The 25,367-nt window shown below is 44.8% G+C and carries 25 protein-coding genes and 1 pseudogene; 19 read left to right on the forward strand and 7 right to left on the reverse strand.

Going from position 1 to position 25,367, the window contains the following annotated elements; translation table 11 throughout:
* Nucleotides 1-9: 9 nt before the first annotated feature.
* On the forward strand, nt 10-735 hold the full coding sequence (locus tag JMX03_RS03765; protein ID WP_201594579.1) for a DUF3726 domain-containing protein: 726 nt from the start codon (nt 10-12) through the stop codon (nt 733-735).
* Between the two features lie 66 nt (nt 736-801).
* Here JMX03_RS03765 and JMX03_RS03770 read toward each other — a convergent pair whose 3' ends face one another.
* The 6 genes from JMX03_RS03770 to pstS form a co-directional block, all read right to left on the reverse strand.
* Nucleotides 802-1,164 (reverse strand): MliC family protein, encoded by a 363-nt coding sequence (locus tag JMX03_RS03770; protein WP_201594581.1) that lies wholly within the window; start codon nt 1,162-1,164, stop codon nt 802-804.
* Between the two features lie 175 nt (nt 1,165-1,339).
* On the reverse strand, nt 1,340-2,134 hold the full coding sequence (phoU, locus tag JMX03_RS03775) for a phosphate signaling complex protein PhoU (RefSeq protein ID WP_201594583.1): 795 nt from the start codon (nt 2,132-2,134) through the stop codon (nt 1,340-1,342).
* A 77-nt stretch (nt 2,135-2,211) separates the two neighbouring features.
* Nucleotides 2,212-2,970, reverse strand: a complete 759-nt coding sequence (gene pstB, locus JMX03_RS03780; RefSeq protein ID WP_227695883.1) for a phosphate ABC transporter ATP-binding protein PstB — start codon at nt 2,968-2,970, stop codon at nt 2,212-2,214.
* 364 nt (nt 2,971-3,334) lie between these two features.
* Nucleotides 3,335-4,237: a phosphate ABC transporter permease PstA gene (gene pstA, locus JMX03_RS03785; protein WP_227695261.1), complete on the reverse strand. Its 903-nt coding sequence runs from the start codon at nt 4,235-4,237 to the stop codon at nt 3,335-3,337.
* Between the two features lie 66 nt (nt 4,238-4,303).
* The gene (gene pstC, locus JMX03_RS03790; RefSeq protein WP_201594589.1) at nt 4,304-5,257 is read right to left on the reverse strand and encodes a phosphate ABC transporter permease subunit PstC; all 954 of its coding nucleotides are present in this window, start codon (nt 5,255-5,257) and stop codon (nt 4,304-4,306) included.
* 209 nt (nt 5,258-5,466) lie between these two features.
* Entirely contained in the window at nt 5,467-6,630 is a 1,164-nt protein-coding gene (gene pstS, locus JMX03_RS03795) for a phosphate ABC transporter substrate-binding protein PstS (protein ID WP_201575336.1), read from the reverse strand.
* A gap of 348 nt (nt 6,631-6,978) precedes the next feature.
* Here pstS and ccmI point away from each other — a divergent pair, with 348 nt between their 5' ends.
* From ccmI to torD, 6 genes and pseudogenes are all read left to right on the forward strand, one after another.
* Nucleotides 6,979-8,229 carry a c-type cytochrome biogenesis protein CcmI gene (gene ccmI / locus JMX03_RS03800; protein WP_227695891.1) on the forward strand — a complete coding sequence of 417 codons (1,251 nt, stop codon included), beginning with the start codon at nt 6,979-6,981 and terminating at the stop codon, nt 8,227-8,229.
* A 702-nt stretch (nt 8,230-8,931) separates the two neighbouring features.
* Entirely contained in the window at nt 8,932-9,105 is a 174-nt protein-coding gene (locus JMX03_RS03805; protein ID WP_201575332.1) for a periplasmic nitrate reductase, NapE protein, read from the forward strand.
* Nucleotides 9,106-9,299: 194 nt separating this feature from the next.
* Nucleotides 9,300-10,568, forward strand: a pseudogene (gene torC / locus JMX03_RS03810) (pentaheme c-type cytochrome TorC).
* Between the two features lie 165 nt (nt 10,569-10,733).
* Nucleotides 10,734-12,350, forward strand: coding sequence for a trimethylamine-N-oxide reductase TorA (gene torA, locus JMX03_RS15100; RefSeq protein WP_265090447.1), 1,617 nt, complete (start codon nt 10,734-10,736; stop codon nt 12,348-12,350).
* 30 nt (nt 12,351-12,380) lie between these two features.
* A complete protein-coding gene (locus JMX03_RS15105; RefSeq protein ID WP_265090448.1) occupies nt 12,381-13,274 on the forward strand; it encodes a molybdopterin dinucleotide binding domain-containing protein in 894 nt (297 codons plus the stop codon).
* Nucleotides 13,275-13,437: 163 nt separating this feature from the next.
* On the forward strand, nt 13,438-14,148 hold the full coding sequence (torD, locus tag JMX03_RS03820; RefSeq protein ID WP_201594591.1) for a molecular chaperone TorD: 711 nt from the start codon (nt 13,438-13,440) through the stop codon (nt 14,146-14,148).
* A gap of 121 nt (nt 14,149-14,269) precedes the next feature.
* On the opposite strand, the gene JMX03_RS03825 is transcribed toward torD, so the two are convergent.
* Entirely contained in the window at nt 14,270-14,689 is a 420-nt protein-coding gene (locus JMX03_RS03825; RefSeq protein ID WP_201594593.1) for a hypothetical protein, read from the reverse strand.
* Between the two features lie 384 nt (nt 14,690-15,073).
* Here JMX03_RS03825 and JMX03_RS03830 point away from each other — a divergent pair, with 384 nt between their 5' ends.
* The 12 genes from JMX03_RS03830 to JMX03_RS03885 all read left to right on the forward strand — a co-directional run bounded on the left by JMX03_RS03830 (nt 15,074) and on the right by JMX03_RS03885 (nt 25,197).
* Nucleotides 15,074-16,363: a molybdopterin molybdotransferase MoeA gene (locus JMX03_RS03830; protein ID WP_201594595.1), complete on the forward strand. Its 1,290-nt coding sequence runs from the start codon at nt 15,074-15,076 to the stop codon at nt 16,361-16,363.
* 213 nt (nt 16,364-16,576) lie between these two features.
* Complete coding sequence (gene moaA, locus JMX03_RS03835) at nt 16,577-17,677, forward strand: GTP 3',8-cyclase MoaA (RefSeq protein WP_201594597.1); 1,101 nt, start codon at nt 16,577-16,579, stop codon at nt 17,675-17,677.
* A gap of 76 nt (nt 17,678-17,753) precedes the next feature.
* Nucleotides 17,754-18,284, forward strand: coding sequence for a molybdenum cofactor biosynthesis protein B (moaB, locus tag JMX03_RS03840; protein ID WP_201575323.1), 531 nt, complete (start codon nt 17,754-17,756; stop codon nt 18,282-18,284).
* Nucleotides 18,285-18,287: 3 nt separating this feature from the next.
* Nucleotides 18,288-19,124: a molybdenum cofactor guanylyltransferase gene (mobA, locus tag JMX03_RS03845; RefSeq protein ID WP_201594599.1), complete on the forward strand. Its 837-nt coding sequence runs from the start codon at nt 18,288-18,290 to the stop codon at nt 19,122-19,124.
* Between the two features lie 20 nt (nt 19,125-19,144).
* A complete protein-coding gene (moaC, locus tag JMX03_RS03850; protein WP_201594601.1) occupies nt 19,145-19,666 on the forward strand; it encodes a cyclic pyranopterin monophosphate synthase MoaC in 522 nt (173 codons plus the stop codon).
* A gap of 92 nt (nt 19,667-19,758) precedes the next feature.
* On the forward strand, nt 19,759-20,040 hold the full coding sequence (locus JMX03_RS03855) for a MoaD/ThiS family protein (RefSeq protein ID WP_201594603.1): 282 nt from the start codon (nt 19,759-19,761) through the stop codon (nt 20,038-20,040).
* A 61-nt stretch (nt 20,041-20,101) separates the two neighbouring features.
* Entirely contained in the window at nt 20,102-20,566 is a 465-nt protein-coding gene (locus JMX03_RS03860; protein ID WP_406947737.1) for a molybdenum cofactor biosynthesis protein MoaE, read from the forward strand.
* A 17-nt stretch (nt 20,567-20,583) separates the two neighbouring features.
* Nucleotides 20,584-21,414, forward strand: coding sequence for a molybdate ABC transporter substrate-binding protein (modA, locus tag JMX03_RS03865; protein WP_201594608.1), 831 nt, complete (start codon nt 20,584-20,586; stop codon nt 21,412-21,414).
* Nucleotides 21,415-21,472: 58 nt separating this feature from the next.
* Nucleotides 21,473-22,171 (forward strand): molybdate ABC transporter permease subunit, encoded by a 699-nt coding sequence (gene modB / locus JMX03_RS03870; protein ID WP_201594610.1) that lies wholly within the window; start codon nt 21,473-21,475, stop codon nt 22,169-22,171.
* Between the two features lie 145 nt (nt 22,172-22,316).
* Nucleotides 22,317-23,180: a universal stress protein gene (locus JMX03_RS03875; protein WP_201594612.1), complete on the forward strand. Its 864-nt coding sequence runs from the start codon at nt 22,317-22,319 to the stop codon at nt 23,178-23,180.
* A 37-nt stretch (nt 23,181-23,217) separates the two neighbouring features.
* Nucleotides 23,218-23,955 carry an SDR family NAD(P)-dependent oxidoreductase gene (locus JMX03_RS03880; protein ID WP_201594614.1) on the forward strand — a complete coding sequence of 246 codons (738 nt, stop codon included), beginning with the start codon at nt 23,218-23,220 and terminating at the stop codon, nt 23,953-23,955.
* Between the two features lie 150 nt (nt 23,956-24,105).
* Nucleotides 24,106-25,197 (forward strand): NAD(P)-dependent alcohol dehydrogenase, encoded by a 1,092-nt coding sequence (locus JMX03_RS03885; RefSeq protein WP_201594616.1) that lies wholly within the window; start codon nt 24,106-24,108, stop codon nt 25,195-25,197.
* Nucleotides 25,198-25,367 lie beyond the last annotated feature (170 nt).

Here is a 25,367-nt window from a genome sequence, read left to right on the forward strand (position 1 = left end):
GGTTTGGACATGATTGTATCGCATAATGAAATCGTAGCAATGGTGTATAAAGCCTTTACTGGCATGCACCGTGAAGTAGGCGAAGCTGATGTGATCGCTTCAATGGTGGCTGAGCTGGAGATGGCAGGACTCGACGGTGTACGCCACTTTAACAATGCCAGTCCATATATCTTAACTGAACAAGATACGCCCATTGATATCGTCCATCAAGAAACAGGCACGATTCGCTTTGATTTGCATGGCAGCAGTTTGATTTGTCACTTGCCTGCCATCATGGACTACGCACTAGAAAAAATGGGCGATCTGGATCATTTTCAAATTTATATAATGAACTGTCATAATCGCTGGTTGGCTTATAGTGAGCTGGTGAAGCTCGCTGATAATGGTATTGCCTGTCTGGCGAAATGGGATAATGGTACAGCACCCAAGCATACTTTATTTACGCTTAATCAAGGCTTTGTCTATCCTGATTTGTACTTTTTTAATGAACCACAAGACAATTATAATACCAACGATATGATCATTGAGCTGGCGACTGCTAACTTCGATATTGAGCAAGACATCGAACATTTCGATCATAAGATATCGACGGATGAGCTGTTTGAGACCCATCAGCGCTCATGGAAAGAGGGCATTCATGTCGATGATGAACAGTGGGCGATACTCAAAAAAACAGCTGCGGCTATATTGGTAGAAAACAGCGAGGCGTCTAGTAAAGGCGCAGGCGGAGTGTAAAAACTCATGCTTATTAACCGCTGTAAAAGCCATTAATAAGCATGAGCCGTAACAACTAGTAGACGTCTATCTTTTTAGAGTACAGTTGACCTTGTATACACGGTCATTTACTGAGCGGATACTTAGGATGCCAACTTTGGCTTTAGTCTGCCACTCGTAGCTGGCTGTAGAGCTTGACTCTTTAACATAACGAGCACCAGAGCCTGATACTGCTTGTTTAAGACTGACTTTTTGATTTTTTATACCGAGTCTGGGTAGAGTCAGGCTTAAGTTAGCGACTTTGCCATTGGCTACATAAGCGGCGGTCACTTTAGCGTTATCATCACAGGTAAAGGTTTGAGCTTGCGTGCTACTACTATTCATGGGTGCGTTCGTCGCGCAGGCTGCTAGTAATAAAGCAACAGGGGTGACAGCCAGTAACTTTTTCATAATATTCCTCAACGGTACTAATAATTCATCAGAGTAACGAAACGAGGCATATATTACATCAAACTGGGTTTTTTCTTGTTGTGATTTGGCTGAGTGATTGTCACAATCAAAGCGCTGAAGACGAAACAAAAGAGTAGTAACTGTTTGAACAATCCTGATTGGCCTGATTGTCTTGTCAGCCTTCGCCAGTATTTGACGAATCAAAGTCAACTATCGCCATGCTAGCTGATGTAGTACTGACTTGGCGTGCCGCCATTCTTTCATTGGCTTCTTGCACGGCTTTTTCGACCAAAGCATAGTCCGAATGGCGTACATCTTGCCCGCTAATATAGTTAATCACCAGCTCGGCGACGTTCTGTGCATGATCGCCAACACGCTCAAGCGCGCGCAATACCCACATGATATTAATGACCTTTGAGACGTGCCGTGCATCCTCCATGATATAAGTCATCAAAGCACGAATCGCCGATTGGTATTCTTCATTGACCATACCATCATTACGCATGACTTCAAATGCCTGCTCCGCATTCGACTGGCTAAAGGCTTCTAGCGCATTGTGTAGCATAATACGAACCTGATTGCTGAGATGCTGAACCTCAGCGTAACCGTATGATGATTTGCTTTGTGCTGCAATTTTACTTGCCATTTGGGCAATTTTGACCGCTTCATCGCCGATACGCTCTAAGTCAACCACGCCTTTACTAATGGACATGACCAAGCGCAAATCACTGGCAGCTGGCTGGCGTTTGGCGACCAACAATAAGATATGCTCATCGAGCTCAACTTCCATGCGATTGATATCGAAATCCATGTCGATGACCTCTTGTGCCAGTGTTTCATCTTTATCAATGAGGGCGTGGATGGCCTTGGCGACTTGGTTGGCAGCGCTATCACCCATGTATAAAAATAAGCGAATGGCTTCATCAAGATCTTGATCAAAACTTTTAGAGATATGCTTGTCACTTTGCATGAGAGGTATTCCCTGAATATCCGTATTTTATGGCGTGATTTTCTTAATATGCGTAAATAATTTTAATCAGCTCAACGTTAACCATAACGGCCGGTAATGTAGTCTTCTGTCGCTTTTTGCGCAGGCGTGGTAAACATCTGATCCGTCTCGCCCATCTCAATCATATCGCCCAAATACATATAGACCGTATAGTCTGACACGCGCGCCGCCTGCTGCATGTTATGGGTGACGATGGCAATGGTGTAGTCGTTTTTTAAATCTTCTATCAAATCTTCGATTGCGCCCGTTGAGATAGGATCCAATGCAGAGGTTGGTTCATCGAGCAACAGTACTTCAGGCTTGGTAGCGACACTACGGGCGATACAGAGTCGTTGCTGCTGTCCGCCTGATAAAGACAAACCTGATGCTTTTAGCTTGTCTTTTACTTCTGGCCATAATGCAGATTTTTTTAGCGCCCATTCCACGCGATTATCCAGCTCAGCTTTGCTTAGCTTTTCGTAGAGACGCACACCAAAGGCGACATTGTCGTATATCGACATCGGGAACGGAGTAGGTTTCTGAAAGACCATACCGACTTGCGCGCGTAGCAGGTTGACATCGACGTCTTTACCTAAGATGTTTTTGCCATCAAGATTGATATTGCCTTCTGCACGCATGCCTGGGTATAAGTCATACATACGATTGAAAGTACGTAGTAAGGTCGATTTTCCGCAACCTGATGGGCCGATGAAGGCAGTGACTTTTTTATCAGGAATGTCGATATTGATGTTTTTTAGTGCCTGAAAATCACCATAATAAAAACTCAAATCACGAATCTGCATTTTTGCCGCAGGCATGTTTTTGGGAATATCATGCAGTGTTTGCTTGGTTAAGTTTGCCGCATCTGGCTGCTGCATTTGCGCTGACGTCGACATAGGTCTGTTTAGTAGATTACCTGTTGGGGTCTTGAAGTTATTCGTATCAGTTTTTGTACGGATTTTGCTTATGACGTCATTCATAATGTTATCCAACCTAGCTTAATGAATATAAATTTAAGTAAATGGTGTAGTTGATCTAATTTAAAAACGACCCAGTGTTGTTGGAATATATTTTGCGCAGCCTCTGTCGGCGTAGGCACAGCAAGTCAGTGAAATTTATTCCAGCAACACATGTCAAAAACGCATCATTTTTATTTAGTACAGCTTTTATTTGGTTTGTCTACTACTTGGTTTGACCGCGACTGCCAATGAACCTTGCTAAGACATTTAATACCAATACCGAAGCAGTAATCAGCAGTGCCGCTGCCCATGCGAGTGCATGCCAATTGTCATAAGGGCTCATAGCAAACTGATAAATGGTATTAGGCAAGTTAGCAATCGGCTGGCTCATATCGGTACTAAAGTATTGGTTATTCAAGGCCGTAAATAGTAACGGCGCCGTCTCACCAGTGATTCTGGCAAAGGCCAACAATACGCCTGTGGTCAGCCCCGCTCGAGCCGCTTTAATAGTCACTTGCGTGACCATCTTCCACTTCGGTGTACCCAGTGCATAAACCGCTTCACGAATGCTATTGGGCACCAAATTAAGCATGTTTTCAGTCGTGCGCACAACCACAGGAATGACAATGAGTGCCAATGCCAGTGCGCCGGCCCAACCAGAAAAGCTTTGGCCTTTTACCATCAAGGCATAAATAAAGAGACCAATCACAATCGATGGGGCAGAGAGCAAAATATCGTTTAAGAATCGCGTTACTTTGCCAAGCATGCTGCCCTGAGAGAACTCAGATAAATAAATCCCTGTCATCAGGCCAATGGGCGCACCGATGAACAATCCCGAAAACGCCAACATCACTGAACCAACAATGGCGTTGCGTAAACCGCCTGCGCTCATCGGCGGCGGAGTGTCGGCAGTAAAGATAGGCATTTGCACCATGCCTTGGAAACCTTCAACGAAGAGCGTAAATAAAATCCAAAACAACCAAATTAAGCCGAACACCATCGCTGACATGGCAAAGCCTAAACCAAGCTTGTTGGCCCAGCGCCGTTTGTTATAAAGACGCTTGTTATAACGATCTTTAAAGTTGCTCTTAGCAGGTAACGCTGAATTCATAGCATCAGTAGGCATAACACTCATTTCCCATATTTTTATCAATACCAATAACCATCAAAATCTGTCAAAAAAATCGAGCTACTATCGATTACCTGCTTTATGATCCATGCGCATTAGCATCAGCTTAGCCAGTGACAGCACGATGAAAGTGATGACAAATAGAATTAAGCCTAAATGTAATAACGACGCCAGATGTAGCTCACTAGAGGTTTCTGCAAATTCATTGGCAAGGGCTGAGGTAATGGTGACCCCAGAAGTAAATAGACTGGGACTGATATTAAAGGCGTTGCCGATAAGGAAGGTCACTGCCATGGTCTCGCCAAGGGCACGACCCAGTCCCAAGATGACACCACCAACGACACCAGCTTTGGTATACGGCAAGATAATCTTGAACATGACTTCCCAAGTCGTCGCACCCATACCGTAAGCCGATTCTTTTAATAAATCCGGCACCACGGAAAAGACGTCGCGCATGGTGGCCGCAATAAAAGGAATAATCATGATGGCAAGCACCAGTGAGGCGGTAAACATACCGAGTCCCATTGGCGCACCCGTAAACAGCTTACCGATGATGGGCAGTGGGCCAACATGTTCGATAAACCACGGCTGAATGTGATCGCCAAAAAAGGGCGCAAATACAAACAACCCCCACATACCGTAGATGATAGAGGGAATACCTGCCAGCAGCTCAATGGCGATACCGAGGGGCTTTTTTAAGAAATTCGGGCACATCTCGGTCAAAAATATGGCAATGCCAAAGCTGACTGGCACAGCGATTAAAATAGCGATAAACGAAGTGACCAGCGTGCCGTAAATAGGCGCTAGCGCACCGTACTCATTGGCGACCGTATCCCAGTTATTACTGGTATAAAAGCCGAGACCAAATGCTTGAATGCTTGGCCAAGCGCCAATGATTAGAGAGACTAAAATGCCGCCCAATGATAAGAGAACGAGGATGGCAAAAGCCTTAGTTGCATTGACGAATAGCGCGTCGTAACGTTTTTGTTTAGCCAGTTGGGACCTTAGGTCATTCATAAGTGTCTCAGCATTAAATAGGGTTAGATCAAAAGTTTTAGAGAGTTTAATCAAGTCTTATCACAGCAAACTAAATCTTAATCAGTAGTGCTATTAACGGTAATTAATCACTCTACTTTTAAATTTGTTGTGATAAAACCTCTTAAACAACGACTGGAGAATAATTGTTTAAGAGGGTAACTCTAGAATCATTACAGGGTTTTTAAAAACTACTGAGCTGGGGTGTAGACTGGCTGACCATCGCTGCCTTTGACTTCATTCCACTGCGCTTTAAAGAGCGCAACAGCGGTATCAGAGAAAGGAACATAATCAAGGGCTAAGGCATCATCATCGCCTTGAGCGTAAGCCCAGTCGAAGAAGTTCAACACGCCAGCCACTTGCTGTGGGTTTTCTGGCTGCTTATGTACCAAGATAAAAGTAGCAGCTGCGATTGGCCATGCTTGCTCCGTCTCAGAGTTGGTGATGACTTTATAAAAGCCTGCTTGCTGTGACCAATCGATATCACCTGCCGCTGCAAAGGTCTCAGCAGATGGCTGCACGAAGTTGCCAGCCGCGTTTTTTAGTGCCGCATGTGCCATGTTATTTTGCTTGGCGTAAGCATACTCAACGTAGCCAATAGAGTTTTTCATACGATTGACGTAACTTGATACGCCCTCGTTACCTTTACCGCCTGCGCCAGTCGCAGAGGTTGGCCACTTGACGGTTTTATCAACACCGACGCTGTCTTTCCAGTCAGTTGAAACTTTGGCCAGATAATCGGTAAAGTTAAACGTCGTCCCTGAACCATCTGAGCGAAATACGGTGGTAATGGCAGCATCAGGCAGGGTTAAGTCTGGGTTTAGGTTAGCAATAGCAGGGTCATTCCAGTTGCTAATTTTACCCAAATAGATGTCAGCTAAAGCCGCACCGTCCAATTTCAGCTGGCCTGGCTCTACACCATCGATGTTTACAATCGGTACGACGCCACCGATAACGGTCGGAAACTGAATAAGCCCTGCTGCATCCAGCTCTTCAGGGGTCATCGGTGCATCAGACGCACCGAAATCTACCGTTTTTGCTTCGATTTGTTTGATACCACCAGAAGAGCCGATTGATTGGTAGTTCACCTGACCGCCAGTCGCGGCATTGTAGTCATAAGACCATTTGGCATAGATAGGTTGCGGGAATGAAGCACCTGCACCGGTGATATTCATGGCGATGTTTTCAGCAGATTTAAAATCAGTCGCTGTAGTAGACGCTGTACTAGTGGTGGTTTCAGCCGCTGTTACGGCGCTACTGCTATCAGCAGCTGAGCTTGAGGGGTCGGTCGATTTATTACAAGCTGTGAGTACTAAGGTACAACTAACGGCGACTGCTAATAACGAATAACGCATGTAGGACTCCTAAAGTTTGACAAGGGTGCAAGACGTATTACCTGTGAGATGTGTCGCAGTTTGCCAAGCTTTGATGACAGTTTGATGACAATAGGAAAATCTTATGATTAATAAAAGGTCTTTTGTCCAAACGATTGAAAATATTGGTGTTTTTTATTAGGTATAAATAGAAGTGTGATAAGGCGTTAAGAAGTAAGCGTCATCTTCCAGTGTTATTTTACAAACTCAGGACAGAGTCAGAATTAGTGCTAAAATAGCAGCCACGAGCTAAGCCATCCACCAATCGATTGAACAAACACGCGATGAAGAGAAGTTTTTATAAGTGCGTTTTCTAATTTTGGCTTATTTATTACTTTAAGCCTGCTAATCTCAATAGTGTTGGCTTTGATAGTCATTGCACCTTGGCTGCGTCTAAAAAAACATCCAGATGCTGTGGTAGACAATCAACTCATCGATATCAATATTGATGTCTATAAATCAAGACTGCGTGAGCTAAGTACTGATAAACAAGAGGGAGTCATCAGTGAGTCCCATTATCAAGCGCAAAAAACAGAGCTTGAGCGTCAATTATTGGATGCTGAGCAAGTGACGACAGCCATGCAGCCCCCGAGTTTGGTCAGTCGTTTGATGCTCATACTCTGGATACCTGTGCTGGCTGGATCGGCTTATATGATTATCAGTGACCGCAGCAATGTGTTCACTTTATGGCAAGAGCAACAAGTCGTCGGTCAAGTAGCAGATGATTTGCTCATGGGCAAGATTGACGAACCGCCAGAGTGGGCGATGAAAGAAGGGTTGGCGCTTTTTTCTGCGATGCAGACCAACGTCCACCACAATGCGCATGACCCACAGCGCTGGTTAAAGCTCGCTGAGATGTTTTTGTCATTTGGGGCGACCGAGTCAGGTCTAGAAGCGCTATCGAGGGCTTATAGATTGTCTCCTGATAATGAGGATGTTGCGATGATGTATGCTCAGACCAGCTTCTTTGCTCTAGGTGGTAGCTTGGATGATAATATCCGCCGTACTTTGCAAGGCGTGCTTGATAGTAGCCCAAACAAAGAAGAGGCGCAGATGATGATGGCAATGGGTGAGGCGCGCGCAGGTAATTATGAGCAGGCACAGGAGTGGATAGCTAAGATGCGCAGCAGCTTTGAGCAAAGGGCAGGAGACTATAGTCATGAAATAAGTGGTTTAGACAATCTGGCCGCTGATATCACTAATCAACAAGCGCAGGCAGCTGACGGCTTTGATGTGACCGTCACCGTGATACCAAGCTTATTGCCTTTGATAGTCGCCGAGGATGTATTGTTTGTTGCTATTCGGGCAGCGGAAGGCGGAGCGCCTTATGCGGCAAAACGTGTACCGATTAGTAATTTAAAGCAAGGCCGCATTGCGGTAAGTCTAAGCAATGCAGATGTGATGATGCCAGATCGAACGTTGCAATCGGCGCAAGCGTCAGGTGAGCAGTTGGTCGTGACCGCCAGAATCAGTCGTTCTGGTAGCGCAAACTCTCAGTCTGGTGATTTATCAACCAATCCAATCATGCTAGCAAACGAGCAGCAGCAAGTGAATATCGAAATCAATCAGCAAGTGCCTTAAATATTAGAAGCTCCTAAGTAATTGTCACTTGGTACTTAATATTTCAACATAAGCACTAACCATCAAATCAGACATCGGTTAAGAGGTTTTGTAATCAAACACCTTTAATCGATGCCACGCCTTTTTATCTACGAAATTCCTACTTATTTACGGTACTTTTTTTATCCTTAACAATCTAAACACCTATCGCAATAGCGTTTTTTCCAAACTATATTAGCCATTTTCTAGCCAATATGGTTTTTGGCTTCTTATGACTTTTGATTTATGAACAGTCTTTTTTAAGTGTACTATTGTGTACTTATATTCAAAGTTTTTAGCATTAATGGGTCTTCAATTATTTTAAAGTGATACATATAAAAAAGGTTTGATGTTTTCTGAGTGGAGTAATGCTAAAGAGAATAAGTTTCCCTCCTTTTTTAGACTAAATGTATCTAGTTTGTCACAAAATAATAAGATTTTATATTATCCTCAATATGTATAGGGAATTAGTTTTTCATCTAGAATCTGACAATGATTCTCAATGACTTAAACGGTTTGAAACATCCTATATTGGATAATGGTTATTTAAAAATAAAGCATACAACCAGTCATAATCGTACTTAAAAATAAACAAAAGTTTGCGTGTTTTTATATCGTTTATAGATATCTTGCATGAATTTATTTAGGCTCATTAGCTATCGTGAACATATTGAGAGGTGTGCTATGCCACATGAAAAGCAACTGAAGCAAAAAGACCAGCAACCAGTCAAGCGTCAATGGCTCAGCGCTTTGGTGATGTCTTTTATTGCCTTGCCAATTATAGCTGCGTTATTTTTAGCGGCTTATGGCTTTATCGTTTGGTTTGGGCAAATGTGGTTCTGGGGACCACCGTCCTAATCTATTATTAGACCGTCTATTTGGGGCGGTCTTTCCGTATATTTAGTCTCTTCATCCAGAGTGCTAAACACATTACCGCATACATTATTATGAAAAATGGTAAGGATATATCATGAACGCTATTAAACGCCTACTTATACCAAACCCAAAAAGTGCGATTAACTTTGTCAAACTTGCTAAGCCTACTAGGTGTAGTGCTTGCGCAGGTTTTCCGCGTTACTCTAATTTTTGGAAATGGTATTAGCTGGCTGCGTCGTCTTCTGTTTAAACCTTCAACACAAATCGGACTAGGCATTTTGGTCATCATCGGGTTTGCTGGTGGTGTTTGGTTCTGGGCAGGTTTTACAACAGCACTTGAGGCGACCAACTCCGAAGAGTTTTGTTTATCTTGTCACACGATGGAAGATAACATGCTGCCTGAGCTACAAAAAACAGTGCATTGGCAAAACCGTACTGGTGTCCGAGCTGAGTGTCAGGACTGTCACGTACCACATGAATTCACCGATAAAATGGCGCGTAAGATGCAAGCCTCACGTGAAGTATTGTCACATGTGATGGGCGACATCGGCACTCGCGAAAAATTCTTGGATCATCGTATCGTACTGGCGCAGCGCGAGTAGGATCGTTTTAAGGCCAACGACTCAAAAGAATGCCGTGCGTGTCATGACTATGACAGCATGGACTTTAGCAAGATGCGAGTCACCTCACAGATGATCATGCGTAGCGCCGCTGAGCGTGATGCTAGCTGTGTCGATTGTCATAAAGGTATTGCGCATGAGCTGCCTAATACTGAGGGTATGCACAACCCAGCGTTTGATTCTCTGCTCTCTGAAGCAGGAAGTGTCAAAGCCAAAGAAGGCGGAACATACTTCAACGTCATTCCGCAAGCTCTGTACACCACCAAGGATAAAGACACTCAAGCAGGTACTATTGAGATTGCGACCCCGGTAAAAGTCATTGCTCATGAAGGCGATATGACTCAGATTGAGCTTGATATGTGGCGCAAAAACAAAGGCTTTGGCCGTGTTTGGTACACATACTTTGGTCTAAATATCCCTGATGTCACCATCAATAAAGACTTAGCTCGTGATAAAGACTTAGTGACTGTCACAAGCTCTAAAGAAGATCCGTTGACGGGTCTTGAATGGCAAAAAGTCAGTGGTACATTCTGGGTCGCTGACGGTGGTCTGATGGAAAGTATCGAGCCTGCATGGGACATAGCGAGTCAGACTTACGAGGACAACTGTAGTACTTGTCACCGTCAACCTGCACCAAGCTCACACGACGCCAACCAGTGGCCTGGTCTGTGGAGTGGGATGGTAGGGTTTACCAACCTAGATGACGAGACTGGCGCATTGGTTCTAAAATACCTGCAGCTGAACTCATCAGACTTCGGTGAAGCCTCTGAAGGTGGTTTGATTGAACACACCATTCAAGATGCCAGACCAGGGATATCTAAGTAGTCTAAGAAGTAATGCGCTAACCGGCTAAGCAGTCGGTTAGCGACATCAAATACTAGCTAAATACTTGCTAAACAAACATAGTCAAATGGCAACTGGATTGAAGGAAAAATCAGCCTGACGACACAAAAGCATATTGCAAAGCGTCATCTTGTAATTGGAGAAAGTATGATGAAGAACATGAATCGAAGAGGGTTTCTAAAGTCGTTAGCAGCCTTGTCAGGGACTGCGTTACTGCCGATGCCTCTACTGGCCAAAGACAGTATTGTGACCAGTGTCGTCACCAGACCAAATGGCGAAAAAGTCGATATCAGTAGCTGGAAAATGTCAGGTGCTCATTGGGGTGCTTTCCGTGCAAAGGTTGAGGCAAACAGAGTTGTTGAGATTTTACCCTTTGAGTTTGATCAGTATCCTACTGATATATTGGATGGCACACTAGGCGTTATCTATAGCCCATCGCGGGTACGCTATCCCATGATACGTCTTGATTGGTATAAAAACCGTCATAAGAGTGATACCAGTCAACGTGGTGACAACCGCTTTGTGCGTGTGGGCTGGGATGAAGCGTTAGATCTGCTTTATGAAGAGCTTGAGCGTGTGCAAAGAAACCACGGTCCTTGGGCGCTACATACAGCAAACGTCGGTTGGCGCTCAGTGGGCAACGTCCACAGCTGCGGTAACCATATGTTACGTGCCATTGCGATGCACGGTAATAGCGTTGGTACGGCAGGGGATTACTCTACTGGTGCTGGTCAGGTTATTTTGCCATATATCTTAGGATCAACAGAGGTATACTCGCAAGGAACCTCTTGGCCATTGATTCTTGATAATTCAAAAGTCATCATCTTTTGGGCCAATGACCCTGTCAAAAACTTGCAAGTAGGTTGGAATACAGAAACGCATGAAGCTTATGAGTACTTAGAAAAACTGCGTGATAAGGTCAGAGACAAAGACATTCAAGTGATTTGTATTGACCCAGTTAAGAGCAAAACTCAAAACTACCTAGATTGCGATCATCAATACATCAACCCATTGACCGATGTCGCATTTATGCTCGCGATTGCCCATACTTTATATACTGAAAAGCTCTACGATAAAGAGTTTTTGGACATGTATGCGCTTGGCTTTGACGATTTTACCCCTTATCTAATGGGTAAGACCGAAGACATGGTAGAAAAGACGCCAGAATGGGCGGCGCCGATTTGCGGGGTTGATGCAGATCGTATTCGTGAGCTTGCCCGTTTGATGGCCAGTAACCGTACGCAGCTTGTCTTTGGTTGGGCAATTCAACGTCAGCAGCATGGCGAGCAGCCTTATTGGATGGGAGCGATTATCGCCTCTATGCTCGGTCAGATAGGCTTGCCTGGTGGCGGCATCAGCTATTCGCATCACTATAGCTCTGTTGGCGTACCTGCCTCTGGTGCCTCTATGCCAGGAGCTTTCCCACTGAACCTAGATACAGGACGTAAGCCAAAGTATGATAATAGCGATTATCAAGGCTATAGCTCTGTTATTCCGGTGGCGCGATTTGTAGACTGTCTCTTAGAACCTGGCAAAAAAATCAACTTTAATGGTCAAGAAGTTACCTTGCCACCATTTAAGATGGCGGTTTTTTCAGGAAGTAACCAATGGCATCGCCACCAAGACCGCAACCGTATGAAAGAGGGTTATCGCAATATCGAGACAGTCGTTTCAGTAGATTATAACTGGACAGCGACTTGTCGTTTTGCGGATATTGTACTACCAGCTTGTACGCCATACGAGCGTAACGACCTTGATGCCTAGGGCTCATACAGTAACCGTGGCGTGATTGCCATGCACAAACTGGTAGATCCTCTTTTCCAGTCAAAATCAGACTATGATATTTGGCGTGAATTCAGTAGACGTATGAACCGTCACTTAGAATACAGCCGCCAAATGGATGAGATGCAGTGGGTCGAGCAGATCTATGAAGACTGCCGTGGAGAGAACCTCAAAAAAGACTTCTATATGCCGCCATTTGCTGAGTTTTGGGAAAAAGGGTATGTGCTGTTCCCAGAAGGTGAAAACTGGGTGCGCCACGCTGACTTCCGTGAAGACCCTGAAGTGAATGCACTGGGTACGCCTTCAGGCTTTATCGAGATCAGTAGCCGTAAGATTGCAAGCTATGGCTACGAAGACTGTAAAGGCCATCCGATTCGGATGGAGAAAATTGAGCGCTCACATGGCGGCCCTGGCTCTGATGAATATCCTCTCTGGCTACAATCTGTGCATCCAGACAAGCGTCTGCACTCACAGACGTGTGAGTCTGAAGCACGGCGTGAGGTTTATACAGTGCAAGGCCGTGAGCCTTGTTATATAGGTCCTGAGGATGCTAAGGCTCGCGGTATCAAAGATGGCGACCTTGTACGAGTCTACAATGACCGCGGTCAATTGCTTGCGGGTGCGGTGATTTCAGATAACTTCCCGCCAGGGATTATTCGTATTCAAGAAGGTGCGTGGTATGGTCCTACAGGTCCTGAGATTGGGGCAATAGATACTTATGGTGACCCCAACACAGTATCATTGGACGTCGGTACTTCAAGCCTTGCCCAAGGCCCAAGTGCCAATACTTGTATCGTAGAGATAGAGAAGTTCACTGGTAAAGCACCAGCGGTCACCGCCTTTGGTGGTCCTAAATATGTCAATCCAGATGGCAGCCCAGAGACGGCAGATAGCTATTCGTCATAGATGAATGGTCAAAAGCTGTTTTATTAAATATGCCTTTGTATGTCATATTCATTATATCGAGCGATTGATAATGAGTGTGACTTATGAAGGCATTATTTTGTATTCTAGGTTGCAAATTTTATGACTTTATTTTGTCAGAAACCCTGTATAAATTGGATATAACATGACCCTCTCAACAGACTCAACTTCAACAGACTCAACTTCAACAGATAAAACGACAGATACAGCGACACAGTGGCAAGCTGCTAATGCTGCCCGCTCTGCACTCTATCGCTGGTTTGCCGATGTTTTCGCTCGTGAGCTTACCAGTGATACTCTCAATGACTGGCAGAACAACCAAACCTTTGATGGCATCCATGAGGCTTTTGTCAGCTTGGATCTGGAGCCTTATAGTGCTCGTGTCAAAAAAGCCATTGACGATCTTGAGCAGCTGCCCAAAGAGCATAGAGCGCTTGAGCTTGCTGCTGATTTTGCCCAGATCTTCTTGCTAAGTGGTGATGACAGTGCGCCACCTTATGCTTCTTATTACTTGAGTGAAGATAAGCAGCTTTATAATGAGCCTACCAAGCAGATGCATCAGTTTTTAGCCAGTCAACACCTAAAACTGCATGCTGAGTTTCATGAGCCTGATGATCATGTGAGTGTTTACTTTATGGTCATGAGCTTGTGGATTGATAGTAGCATGGAGCAAAATATTGACATGAGCGATGTCGCGCAAGAGCAAGTCGAGTTTTTGGACACTGCACTGCTAAGCTGGCTATCTAAATTTAATGAACGTTGTCAAAAAATCCGCGTAAAAACCGATGTGTATCCAGCTTTGGTCGCACTGGCCGAGCAGTTTGTTTTGGCAGATCGGGAAGCGTTAGACTTTTAAGCTTGGCTACTACGCCATTGAGTTTTGTGCTGTGAAATTTTTACAGTTAGCTGATAGCTGCTCAGACATGCCACTATTTGCCTGAGCTTCTATCAGTGTAATAAAGACACGTAGCGTAAAACTAATAAGCCGACTCTTCTGCATCTATAGCACCATCTACTGACTCAGCATCATCGGTATTAGCACTGCCTACAGTGGTGTTCGCTGCATCATGGCTTACGGTGTCTGCTGTTTCAGCGACAGCGCCTGTATTCGCCGGCTCGTCTTGACTAGGCGCTATGGGATTGTCTTCACGATCAACAATCATAGGTGCATTAGAAGCGGCAACTTCAGCGGCAGCTTCTTCTTCGGATGTTTGAAAGTCAAACTCATGAACCGAGCTTTCTTGAGCCTCTTGGGTACAGGCACCAAGCGCCAATGCTACTGTGACCAAAGAGAGACTAAATAGCTTTTTATACTTAAGCTGGTGAGCAAGTGACGGTTTGCACGTAGTGGATTCTATTGTAGTAGTGTCGGTGCTTTTGACAGTAGCTCTAGTCATTTTATGCTCCATTATTCAATGTATTTGATAGTTAAGGTTAACTATGATTGACGCTATATGTATATCGTAGTTCTGTTAAGTGGCTATACAGCACCGCCTTAAGCAAATCTTATTGAGCTTAGATATAGTCAGTTGAAAATAAAACCGTTATATAAATTTAAACGCGCTACTAGTATAAATTTTACTTGCGTGTTGTGTTCCCAGAGGCTGCGTAAAATTCATCCCAGTAGCGCTGTGTTCTTTTTAGAGTGCATCGACTATAACAGCCAGATAACAGGGCCTACTAGATAGCTGATATAATGAGGTAATAGGTATAAACCTAAACTAAGATGACGGGTTTTGCCACAAATAGTATTGTCACAAATAAAAAAAGAGTATGTCACTATGATTACCGTTGAACAGCTCCAAGACGCTATCATGCAGCGTATCGATAGCTTTAATCAAACAGACTTGCCGATAGAGAAAAGAAATCATAAAACTTGTGCGTTGTTAGACAGCAAAAACCACATATTGGCAAAGAATATCTTGTCACCATTCAGTGTGCCTAGGAATGACTTGTCTGCTATGGATGGCTATGCCATTGCTCAAGGTAGTGACCTCTCACAAGGCAGTAAGATCGATATCGTTGGCGAGTCGCAAGCGGGTAGCCCTTATATCGGTGAGATAAATGTAGGGCAAGGAGTGCGTATCTTTACTGGTGCGGTAGTACCTAATGCCTGTGATACAGTTGTCATGCAAGAAAACACAGACTTCGATGACATAAAAAACATGATTGATAAGTCGCAATCTTATCGCATAACCCTGACTCAAGATGCCAACATCGATAGCAATATTCGCAAGCAAGGTGAGGAGATTGAGTCTGGTGAAATCGTACTTCAAGCTGGCAAGCGCATAAACCCTGCAGATATTAGTTTAATCGCCAATCTAGGTGTTGATAGCGTTGAGGTCTATCAGCCACTGACTGTCGGGGTGCTGGCGACTGGTGATGAGTTGGTAGCATTGGGGTCGCCACTTAATAGCTCGGCACAAATTTATAACTCTAATACGCCAACGCTCAAGACATTATTGGCAGACTTGCCAGTAGTCATCAAAGATTATGGCATCATTGCTGATGACTTGAATGAGACCAGCAGCACGGTTGCCAAGGCGATGCAAGAGTGTGATGTGCTTATCTCTACCGCTGGCGTGTCCGTAGGTGATTACGACTTTTTGACTACCGTGATTGAGCAGTTGGGTCAAATAAATCATTATAAAGTAGCGATGAAACCTGGCAAACCTTTCGTCTTTGGTGAATTAAATAAGTCGTTGGATAAACCAGTCTTGTACTTTGGGCTTCCAGGCAATCCTTTGTCCACCATAGTCGGTACATTGCAATTTGTAATCCCTGCTTTATGGCAGCTATCGGCTGCGCGCACTACTGAAGTACCACTGACGCTAAGCATGCAAGCCACCCTAACAAACGATGTCAAAAAATCAGTAGGGCGGATGGATTTTCAGCGTGGCATCTTGTCACAAGATAGTAAAGGACAGCTACAAGTCGAGAGCTTTGCCGTACAGGAATCGCACCGTATCAAGCAATTTAGCCAAGCCAACTGTCTGATTGTGTTGGCAAAAGATGAAGGCAACCTAAGCGCAGGTGCGCACGTACAGGTAAAACCCTATCCTTGGTCATAATAAAGCTATGGCGTGTCAGTGTCGGGGTTTGAGTCGATGCATCAGCTACTACTAAGGTGGTAGTTGATTACCTAAGGGTTGCATAGGCTGCAATCATAAAGATGCTATACTAACAACAGAGTAGAAATCGATAGTAATCTTCTCTCATTTTTCATTCACAACCTGAGGCAACGCTTAGAGCACACATCATATTCAATATTAACGGTAATTATTATGAATCATCTCGCCCCAACTATAGGGAATGCCACTGTGTATTCACCCCTTGTTCCTGACGGGTATCAACCTATCACGCCTTCTATTTCGCACGCCTCACTCATAAATCCTAATACGCCGCTTACGCAGCCATTAACAGATGGTTTCGCTCGGCGTCTGACGTATCTGCGTTTGTCTATCACAGACTTCTGTAATTTCCGCTGTGAATACTGTCTGCCTAATGGCTATCAAGGCAAGCGTCCTGATGACGAGCTAAGCGTGCCTGAGATTGCTACCTTGATACGCGGCTTTGCCCAAGTGGGTACTAAAAAGGTTAGAATCACGGGCGGTGAGCCATCCATTCGCCGTGATGTGGTAGAGATTATTCAAACCATCAAACAGACACCAGGTATTGAAACCGTCGCCATGACCAGTAATGGTTATAAGCTTGGCAAGCACTTAGCGAACTGGCAGGCAGCTGGGCTGAACCAGCTCAATATCAGTATGGACAGCTTTGATGCCAGCACCTTTCATAAGATGACAGGATTTGATACCTTGCCACAGCTAATGACGGATATGGATAAGCTGTTAGAAACCACCGATATTAAGCTCAAGATAAACAGTATCTTGATGGCAGAAACCGCCTTTGAAAACTTGATGAATGCCATCGACTACGTCAAAGATAGGCGAGTGACTTATCGCTTTATTGAGTTCATGCAGACCAGTGACAACAGCGATTTATTCTTTGCACAGCATGCTCAGTCGGACATCATCACGGATTACTTATTGGTGCACGGTTGGCAGACCCATGAGCGTGGCAGTACAGATGGGCCAGCGATAGAATACAGTCACCCAGACTATCTTGGCCGTATTGGTATGATTGCACCTTATGCTGCCCATTTCTGTGACAGCTGTAACCGTCTGCGGGTGAGCAGTAAAGGCAAAGTGCATTTGTGCTTATTCGACCAAGGCAACTATGATATCCGTGAGCATCTACAGCAAGACGATATTGCAGGTCTAGTCGATACTTTGCATAGCTTTATGCCGATTAAACCTGAGCATCATCATTTGCACGACTCCAACAGTGGCATCATGCACAACTTATCTTTAATCGGTGGTTAGAGATTGGTGGCTAGGCTTTATCCTCTTTATTTTATCGTTTTTAATTTTTACACATGACATATATTAAGGACTATCCATGAGCAAACCTGCAGCTGAATTTATTCCGCTTAATATCGCCATCCTAACTGTTTCTGATAGTCGTACGCTTGCAGAAGACACTTCAGGGCAGTACTTAGTTGATCAGCTGACGGCAGCAGGTCATAAGCTGGCGGATCGCGAGTTAATTATCGATGATATCTATAAAATTAGAGCAGTATTGAGTCGTTGGATTGCAGATCCAAGTATCCATGCGGTCATTACCACCGGCGGCACAGGTTTTTATATCAGAGACAGCATGCCAGAAGCGGCGAGCGTATTGTTTGATAAGTCGGTTGATGGCTTTGGTGAGATGTTCCGTTTAATCTCAAAAGACGATATTGGTATGTCTACTATCCAATCTCGAGCGATTGCAGGTATGGCAAATGGTACGGGGATATTCTGCTTGCCGGGCTCATCAGGTGCATGTCGCACAGGTTGGGAAGGCATATTAAAAGAGCAGCTAGATAGTCGTACGCGTCCGTGTAACTTTGTGCCACACTTTATGCGTACCAATCCTAGCCATGATTGAGTTATGAATACTGGTAATGTAGATGACTCAGATGTATTGAGTGCATCAAAGGATTTGGCAGCGGTTGTGATCTTGGCGGGCGGTGCCTCTAGTCGTATGGGCACGCCTAAAGCCACGCTCACTCTACCGACAGGTGAGCGCTTGCTAGACTATCATGTTAGGCATGCGCTTGCTTTGAGTATGACTAACAACAATGCTCCAATTATGATTGCGGACAACGAGCGTGGCTTTACAGTCAGTTCAGATCTGAGTGCCAATCACCCACAATCACCTATCATTCATATTGCTGATTATGGTGATAGCAGTCGTTATAGCCAGGCCAGTGAAGAGCAGAAAAGTACAGAACAAAAAGCCGACGGTCAGATTGATACAGGCGGAGCTTTAGTTGCTATTGAGTCAGCTTTGCAAGCAGTACTGGATTTAAATCAATCAGCCAACTTGCAATGTAAGCAATCATCGTGGCTGTTGGTCATTAGCTGTGACAGCTTGATACCTGCCACCGCTTTATGGCAAAAACTACAGCTTTCAGAAATTCAAGCAACTGATAGCCAAGCTACCGAAAGCGAAACAACAGATATCCAAAAAATAGAAAGCCAAACAGTTGATAAAAAGGTGATTTGCTTGACCGATGATAGCCATTTATATCCATTGTTAGGACTTTATCAATTAAACGTTGAGCCTGACTTAAAAGCATATATTGATAGTGGCGGGCGCCGAGGAATGCAATTCATCAAACCTATTGTACAAGCCGTACCCTTTGAAAAAAACTGGCAGCATTTGACCAATTTTAATACGCCTGAAGAGTTTAAGCGGGCCTGTGCATCGTTAAGCGACTTATAAAAATGTAAGAGAAACTATAAATGAATAGCAAGAGTCAGAAAAATAACCAAGCTGCTGTAACTCAACCTAACTTATCGCATTTAGATAGTGACGGTGATATCACCATGGTCGATGTCAGTGGCAAGACCGCCAGTACCAGAGAGGCAAGTGCACAAGGACAAGTACGTTTCCCAAGCGCGGTTTATAAACAAATCAAAGCCGCTGATGGTATGACTAAAAAAGGCAGCATTACCCAGACGGCTCATATCGCAGGCATCATGGCAGCCAAGCGCACCCACGATCTTATTCCACTGTGCCATCCATTACCATTAGATAAGATTGGTTTAACCTTTGAGTATGATGATGCGCTGAATAGTATTGTCGTCAGCGGCACTGTAAAAGTCACCCATAAGACAGGGGTTGAGATGGAAGCGCTAACGGCTGTGAGCATTGCCTGCTTGACCATCTATGACATGACTAAGGCGATATCGCACGACATTGTCATTGATAATGTTCATCTCGTTAATAAAACTGGCGGTAAGTCAGATTATAGTCATGCTTAAAAGAGTAAATACGTTTTGGCAACCAACGATATTATGCACGATGTTATGCAATAGAGCTAAAACTGGATAGTTTGACAAGAATAGAGAATATAATGAGTACTTTAGAAGTAGCAACCAATACCGAAGCAACGATGAATATCAATGTCTTATACTTTGCCAGCTTGGCTGATGAAGCCAACTGCCAAGAAGAGAGCGTCAGCGTGCAGCAGTCGACGTCATTGACTGAGCTGTATCAGCAGCTTAGTCAAAAGCATCGTTTTAGCCGTCCGCAGTCAGAGCTGCGCGTGGCGGTGAATGATTATTTTGCTAACTGGACAGACCAGATTAATGATGGTGACAGTGTGGTGTTTATCACCCCAGTCGCTGGTGGTTAAGTCAGGGTTTAAAAAAAATAGATAGAGACAACACATGACAGACAATGTACATAGTCATTCGATGACCATCAAACGTAGCGTCGATGACGTCTATGCAATCGCAGAGCGTGATGGCTTTGCTTTGTTAGACGTTGCTATCGATGAAAAGAGGCTCAAAGGCACCCTTGATGATGACAGCTGCGGTGCCTTTGTTTGCTTTGAAGGCCGCGTGCGTAATCATAATAATGCCACCAGCGTTGATCGCTTGACTTATTATGGCTATGAAGACTTAGCATTGAATCAAGGCCGCGCCATTATTGAGGAAGCCAAAAAGCGTTTTGAGATCACGCATGCCATTGCTATCCATCGTATTGGTGCGCTAGAGATTGGCGATGTGGCGGTATGGGTTGGTGTCGTCTCTGCCCATCGTTACCCAGCTTTTGACGCTTGTCGCTGGATACTCGATACGATTAAGGCGGACATTCCTGTGTGGAAGCAAGAGTATTATGAGGACGATTCCTCTAAATGGCTGAGCAATAATGGCTAGAGTGAAGGGCGAAAATAATGATTAAGATAACAGGAGCAGTTTCTATATCTGCTTGCTTATTACTGGCTTTAAGTGCTTGTACGCAGGAGAGCACTACAAATACCACTACTGCTGCTGAGAATACTGAACAAGCCCATACGCTACGTATTGCTGCCGCTGCTAATTTGTCAGATGTCTTGCCTGCCATTGTCGAAGGCTATAAAGCAGATAAAGGCTTACCTAACCAAGATATTGACATTACCTTTGCCTCTTCTGGTAAATTGTACGCGCAAATAACGGCAGGTGCGCCCTACGATATATTTTTATCTGCCAATCAAGAATTCCCTGCTAAGCTGGCTGTTGACAGCTCTCAAGCCGAAATGTCTCATCAACCTTTTACCTATGCGCAAGGCCAACTGGCGCTCTATAGTGTCACTAGGTCTTTGGCTGCGCTGAAACCAGCGGCACTGACTGAACTACTCATGAGTGACGCGAGTAGCAAAATAACCATTGCCAGTCCTGAGCTTGCGCCTTATGGCGCATCGGCAAAATCTTATCTGCAATCGCAAGGTGTTTATGAGGCTCTAGAGCAACAAAAGCGCTTGATACAAGCGGAAAATATCGGTCAAGCCTTTCAATATGCACATACTGGCAGTGTCGACTATGGCTTTGTCGCGCAATCACAAATTACGGCAATTAAAGCCACCCCTGAGCAGTTTATTACCTTAGCGCCCGAGTCTTATCCAGCTATCCTGCAAGATGGCATAGTCATCAGTGACGTGTCTACTGCTACAGACTTCACCGATTATTTACGTTCTCCTGCAGGACAACAATACTTCTCACAAGCAGGCTATCTCACGCTTCAATAGTGATTCTTAAATAGAATCAACCCTTATTAATGCAAAATAAGCAACGAGCAATGACATCATGATATCTCCATCCCTTATGTCAGACATGCTCAGCCCGTTCTTAGTCAGCATCAAGCTTGCTGCTGTCACCACCTTATGCTTATTGCTCTTTGCCACTCCTGTCGCCTATTGGCTCGCCAAACCGAGCCGTGGGCACGTTATTGGACGTCTTAAAGTTGTGCTCATGGGCGTTATCGCCATGCCACTGGTATTGCCTCCTACCGTCATTGGGTTTTATTTGTTGCTATTGCTAAGCCCTAGCGTGGGTATTGGCAAGTGGCTTAGTGAGCACAATATTAGCCCCGTGATCTTTACTTTTGAAGGTCTGGTCATCGGCTCCATCATTTATTCCTTACCTTTTTATATCCAGCCTGTCTATGCCCAGTTTTTACGTATACCGCAAAGCGTCATGGAAGTGGCGCATTTATTAGAGCCTAGCCGTCTAAGACGTTTTATGCGAGTAGCACTGCCACAAGCGCGCGTTGGCATTATCCTTGGTAGCTTAGTCAGCTTTGCCCATACTATTGGCGAATTTGGGGTGGTACTGATGATAGGCGGCAGTATCTCCGGTGAGACCAAAGTGGTGTCGATTGCGATATATGAGCAAGTTGAGGCGCTTAACTATGAGGCTGCGCATATGATGTCTGGTATCCTCATTATCATGGGTATGATCATGGTGGCATTGATTGCCAGTGTGAATAAGCTGAATCAGCGCTGATCTTAGCAGCTCATAGAAATACATCTTGAAATGGTTAACAAATGTCAGAAGTGCTATGCTAAATAGTATGTACTAGGTGCAATAGCGTTATTGACGCGCATCGATAACTCTATCCATTTAATAATTAAAAAATCAAGGAAAGGTTATGACTACAGAACAGCACATTTTAGCCTGTATCGATGGTTCAACAGTGACTGAGCCAGTCTGTGACTATGCAGCATGGTATGCCAGTAGATTGGGTTTGCCAGTGGCACTGCTACATGTCAGTGACGTACCCGTGTCGACCAGACGTGATCTATCAGGAGCGATAGGAATCGATAGCCGCCAGTTTTTGTTAGAAGAGTTGACGCAGTTGGATGAGCAACGCGCCAAAGTTGTCAACAGTTATAGCAATGCCTTGATACAAGATGCCAAAAGCTATCTACAAAGTAGCTTTGAGGGGATGGAGGTCAGTACGTATCAGCGCCGCGGCAAGCTGCTACCTGCTATTGAGCACTTCAAAGAAAAAAACCGTGCCATCATTATGGGACGTCGCGGCGAAGATCACAAAAACAGACGAATTAATATCGGTAGCCAAATAGAAACCGTGGCACGAGCATCAAGTATACCTGTCTTGATTTGCTCAGAGCCGTATAGAGAGCCGAAGTCGTATATGGTGGCATTTGATGGCAGTAAAACAGCGATAAAAGCCACCCAAATGGTTGCAAAGAGTGAGCTGTTAAAAGGGTTGCAAGGCCATATCGTGATGGTAGGGAACAAGAGCGATGCCTTCAAAAAAAGCCTCGCTGATGCTGTTGAGCACATAACCTCAGCAGGGTTTACGGTAGAAGCTCATCAACTATCTGAGCTAGATGCCGTTGATGGGTTATTGAGATTTCAGTTAGAAAACGACATCGATATCATGGTGGTTGGTGCCTATGGCAACTCCAAGCTGCAACGGTTCTTTTTGGGTAGTACAACGACAGAAATCATTGCCAGCACACTGTCACCAGTTATATTAGTGCGTTAATAACGCGCCTGATAAAGCAATAAAAAGGAAAAATAAAATGAAATTAAAAGAGAGAGTGGCCATCGTATTTGGTGGGACATCTGGCCTTGGAGAGGCGACTGCTAAAGCTTATGCCAATGAAGGCGCAAAAGTAGTCGTCACCGGCCGAGATGAAGCAGATGGCAATCGCATCATTAATGAAATAAAAGATAAAGGCCAGCAAGCTATTTTCATTGAAGCAGACGTCACGCAAGCTTTGGAGATTCAAGCCGTCGTAGACAAAGCGTTAGAAGCGTTTGGGCAAATCGATATTCTATATAACGGTGCAGGCATTCATGATGCTTACAAGACAGCGCTGGAGTTAGAAGCAGACGAGTACGATAAATTAATGGCTATTAATGTCAAAGCTCCGTATCTGGCTGCAAAAGCAGTGATTCCGCACTTTTTGGAGAGAGGGAAGGGCGCTATCATTAATGTTGGCTCACAAGCGACACAGATGGCGGGGCCAGGCGGCTCAGCCTATATCACCTCAAAGCATGCCGTCTTAGGTTTTACCAAGCAATTGGCCTTTGATTTCGGTAGCAAGGGCATCAAAGTAAACATTCTCTCTCCTGGATTTATAGAGTCGCCAATGACCGAAGGGATTGAAGATGAGCGTTTGAATAACATCCCAGCACAGCGCGCAGGCAAGCCGGAGGAGATTGCAGCACTTGCTGTATTCCTCGCCTCTGATGACTCTAATTATATGCACGGTGCCAACGTATTTATGGATGGTGGTTGGGTGCTCGGTCGATAAACAGCGCGTTAAAAAATTAAAAACAGCTTTAGATAAAAAGGATATTCAAAAGAGATATAGAGGTAGACTGGCCTTTATATCTCTTTTAGCAATCAGCAGTGCCTATTTGTGTATGTTTAACACGCTCTAATAATGGAAGAGGGAATACTAATGGATATCAAAGCAGCAGTCACTCATAGCCAAGGCGAAGCGTTTAAATTAGAAAAGGTCAAGCTTGCAGCGCCTGAAAGTGACGAGATTCGAGTTCGAATTGTGGCGGCTGGTGTCTGTCATACCGATGTGGTTGCACGAGATTTGGGCATAGCGCCATTTCCGATTGTACTCGGTCATGAAGGCTCTGGTGTGGTTGATGCGGTCGGTGCAAGCGTGTCTGATCTGCAAGTCGGTGACCATGTGGTGATGTCGTTTGCACACTGCGGCAATTGTGGCCATTGCTTGACAGGTCATCCAACCGTTTGCGACACTTTCAACGAGCTGAACTTCGGTGGTGCGATGGATGATGGCAGCCACAGGCTCGCACAAGATGGAGAGGCACTCGCTACTTTTTTTGGTCAATCCTCATTTGCCACCTACGCGATTGCCAAGTCTAGAAATGCGGTAAAGGTTGATCCAGAGGTGGATCTAGCACTACTTGGGCCACTTGGCTGCGGTATTCAGACTGGTGCTGGCACCGTCTTAAATCGTCTGAAACCAGAGTTTGGTTCTAGCATCGTGATTTATGGTGCGGGCGCCGTCGGTCTAAGTGCAGTCATGGCCGCCAAAATTATTGGATGTCAGCACATCATTGCCGTTGATGTGCATTACAGTCGTCTTGAGCTGGCAAAAGCGCTTGGTGCGACTCATGTATTGAGCGGCAAAGACGTTGATGTAGTCACAGAAATCAAAAAAATAACAGACGGTGGCAGTCATTATGCTATTGAAACCACAGGTGTACCTTTGGTCGTAAAGCAGTCACTGAATGCCTTACGACCCTTGGGCACCGTGGCGATAGTTGGTATCACACCTGAGATGAGCATTGATGTTCACAATGACTTGATGGCCGAAGGCAAAAGCATGATCGGCGTCATTGAGGGCCACTCCATTCCTCGAGTATTTATTCCGCAGCTGATTGCTTACTATAAAGCGGGGCAGTTCCCGTTTGATAAGCTGGTTAAGTTCTATGACTTTGAGGACATTAACCAAGCGTTTGCAGATTCGGCAAGTGGCGTCACCATTAAGCCAGTTTTGAAAATAGACGGATAAGGATTTAGCCAATATGATGAGTTGTGCTCCCATCACAGGTGTCTGTTTGCTGCCTAATGCAGAGCAGTCTCCGAGCCCTGTCGGCAGTGGGGCGTACGCTCCTTTCCGACACTGCTGCTAGAGCACGCCGTAAAAGCTGTACTCTTTTTATCTAGGATTCACTATAGATA

Origin of the sequence: Psychrobacter fulvigenes (assembly GCF_904846155.1) — a bacterium.
GTDB lineage: Bacteria > Pseudomonadota > Gammaproteobacteria > Pseudomonadales > Moraxellaceae > Psychrobacter > Psychrobacter fulvigenes.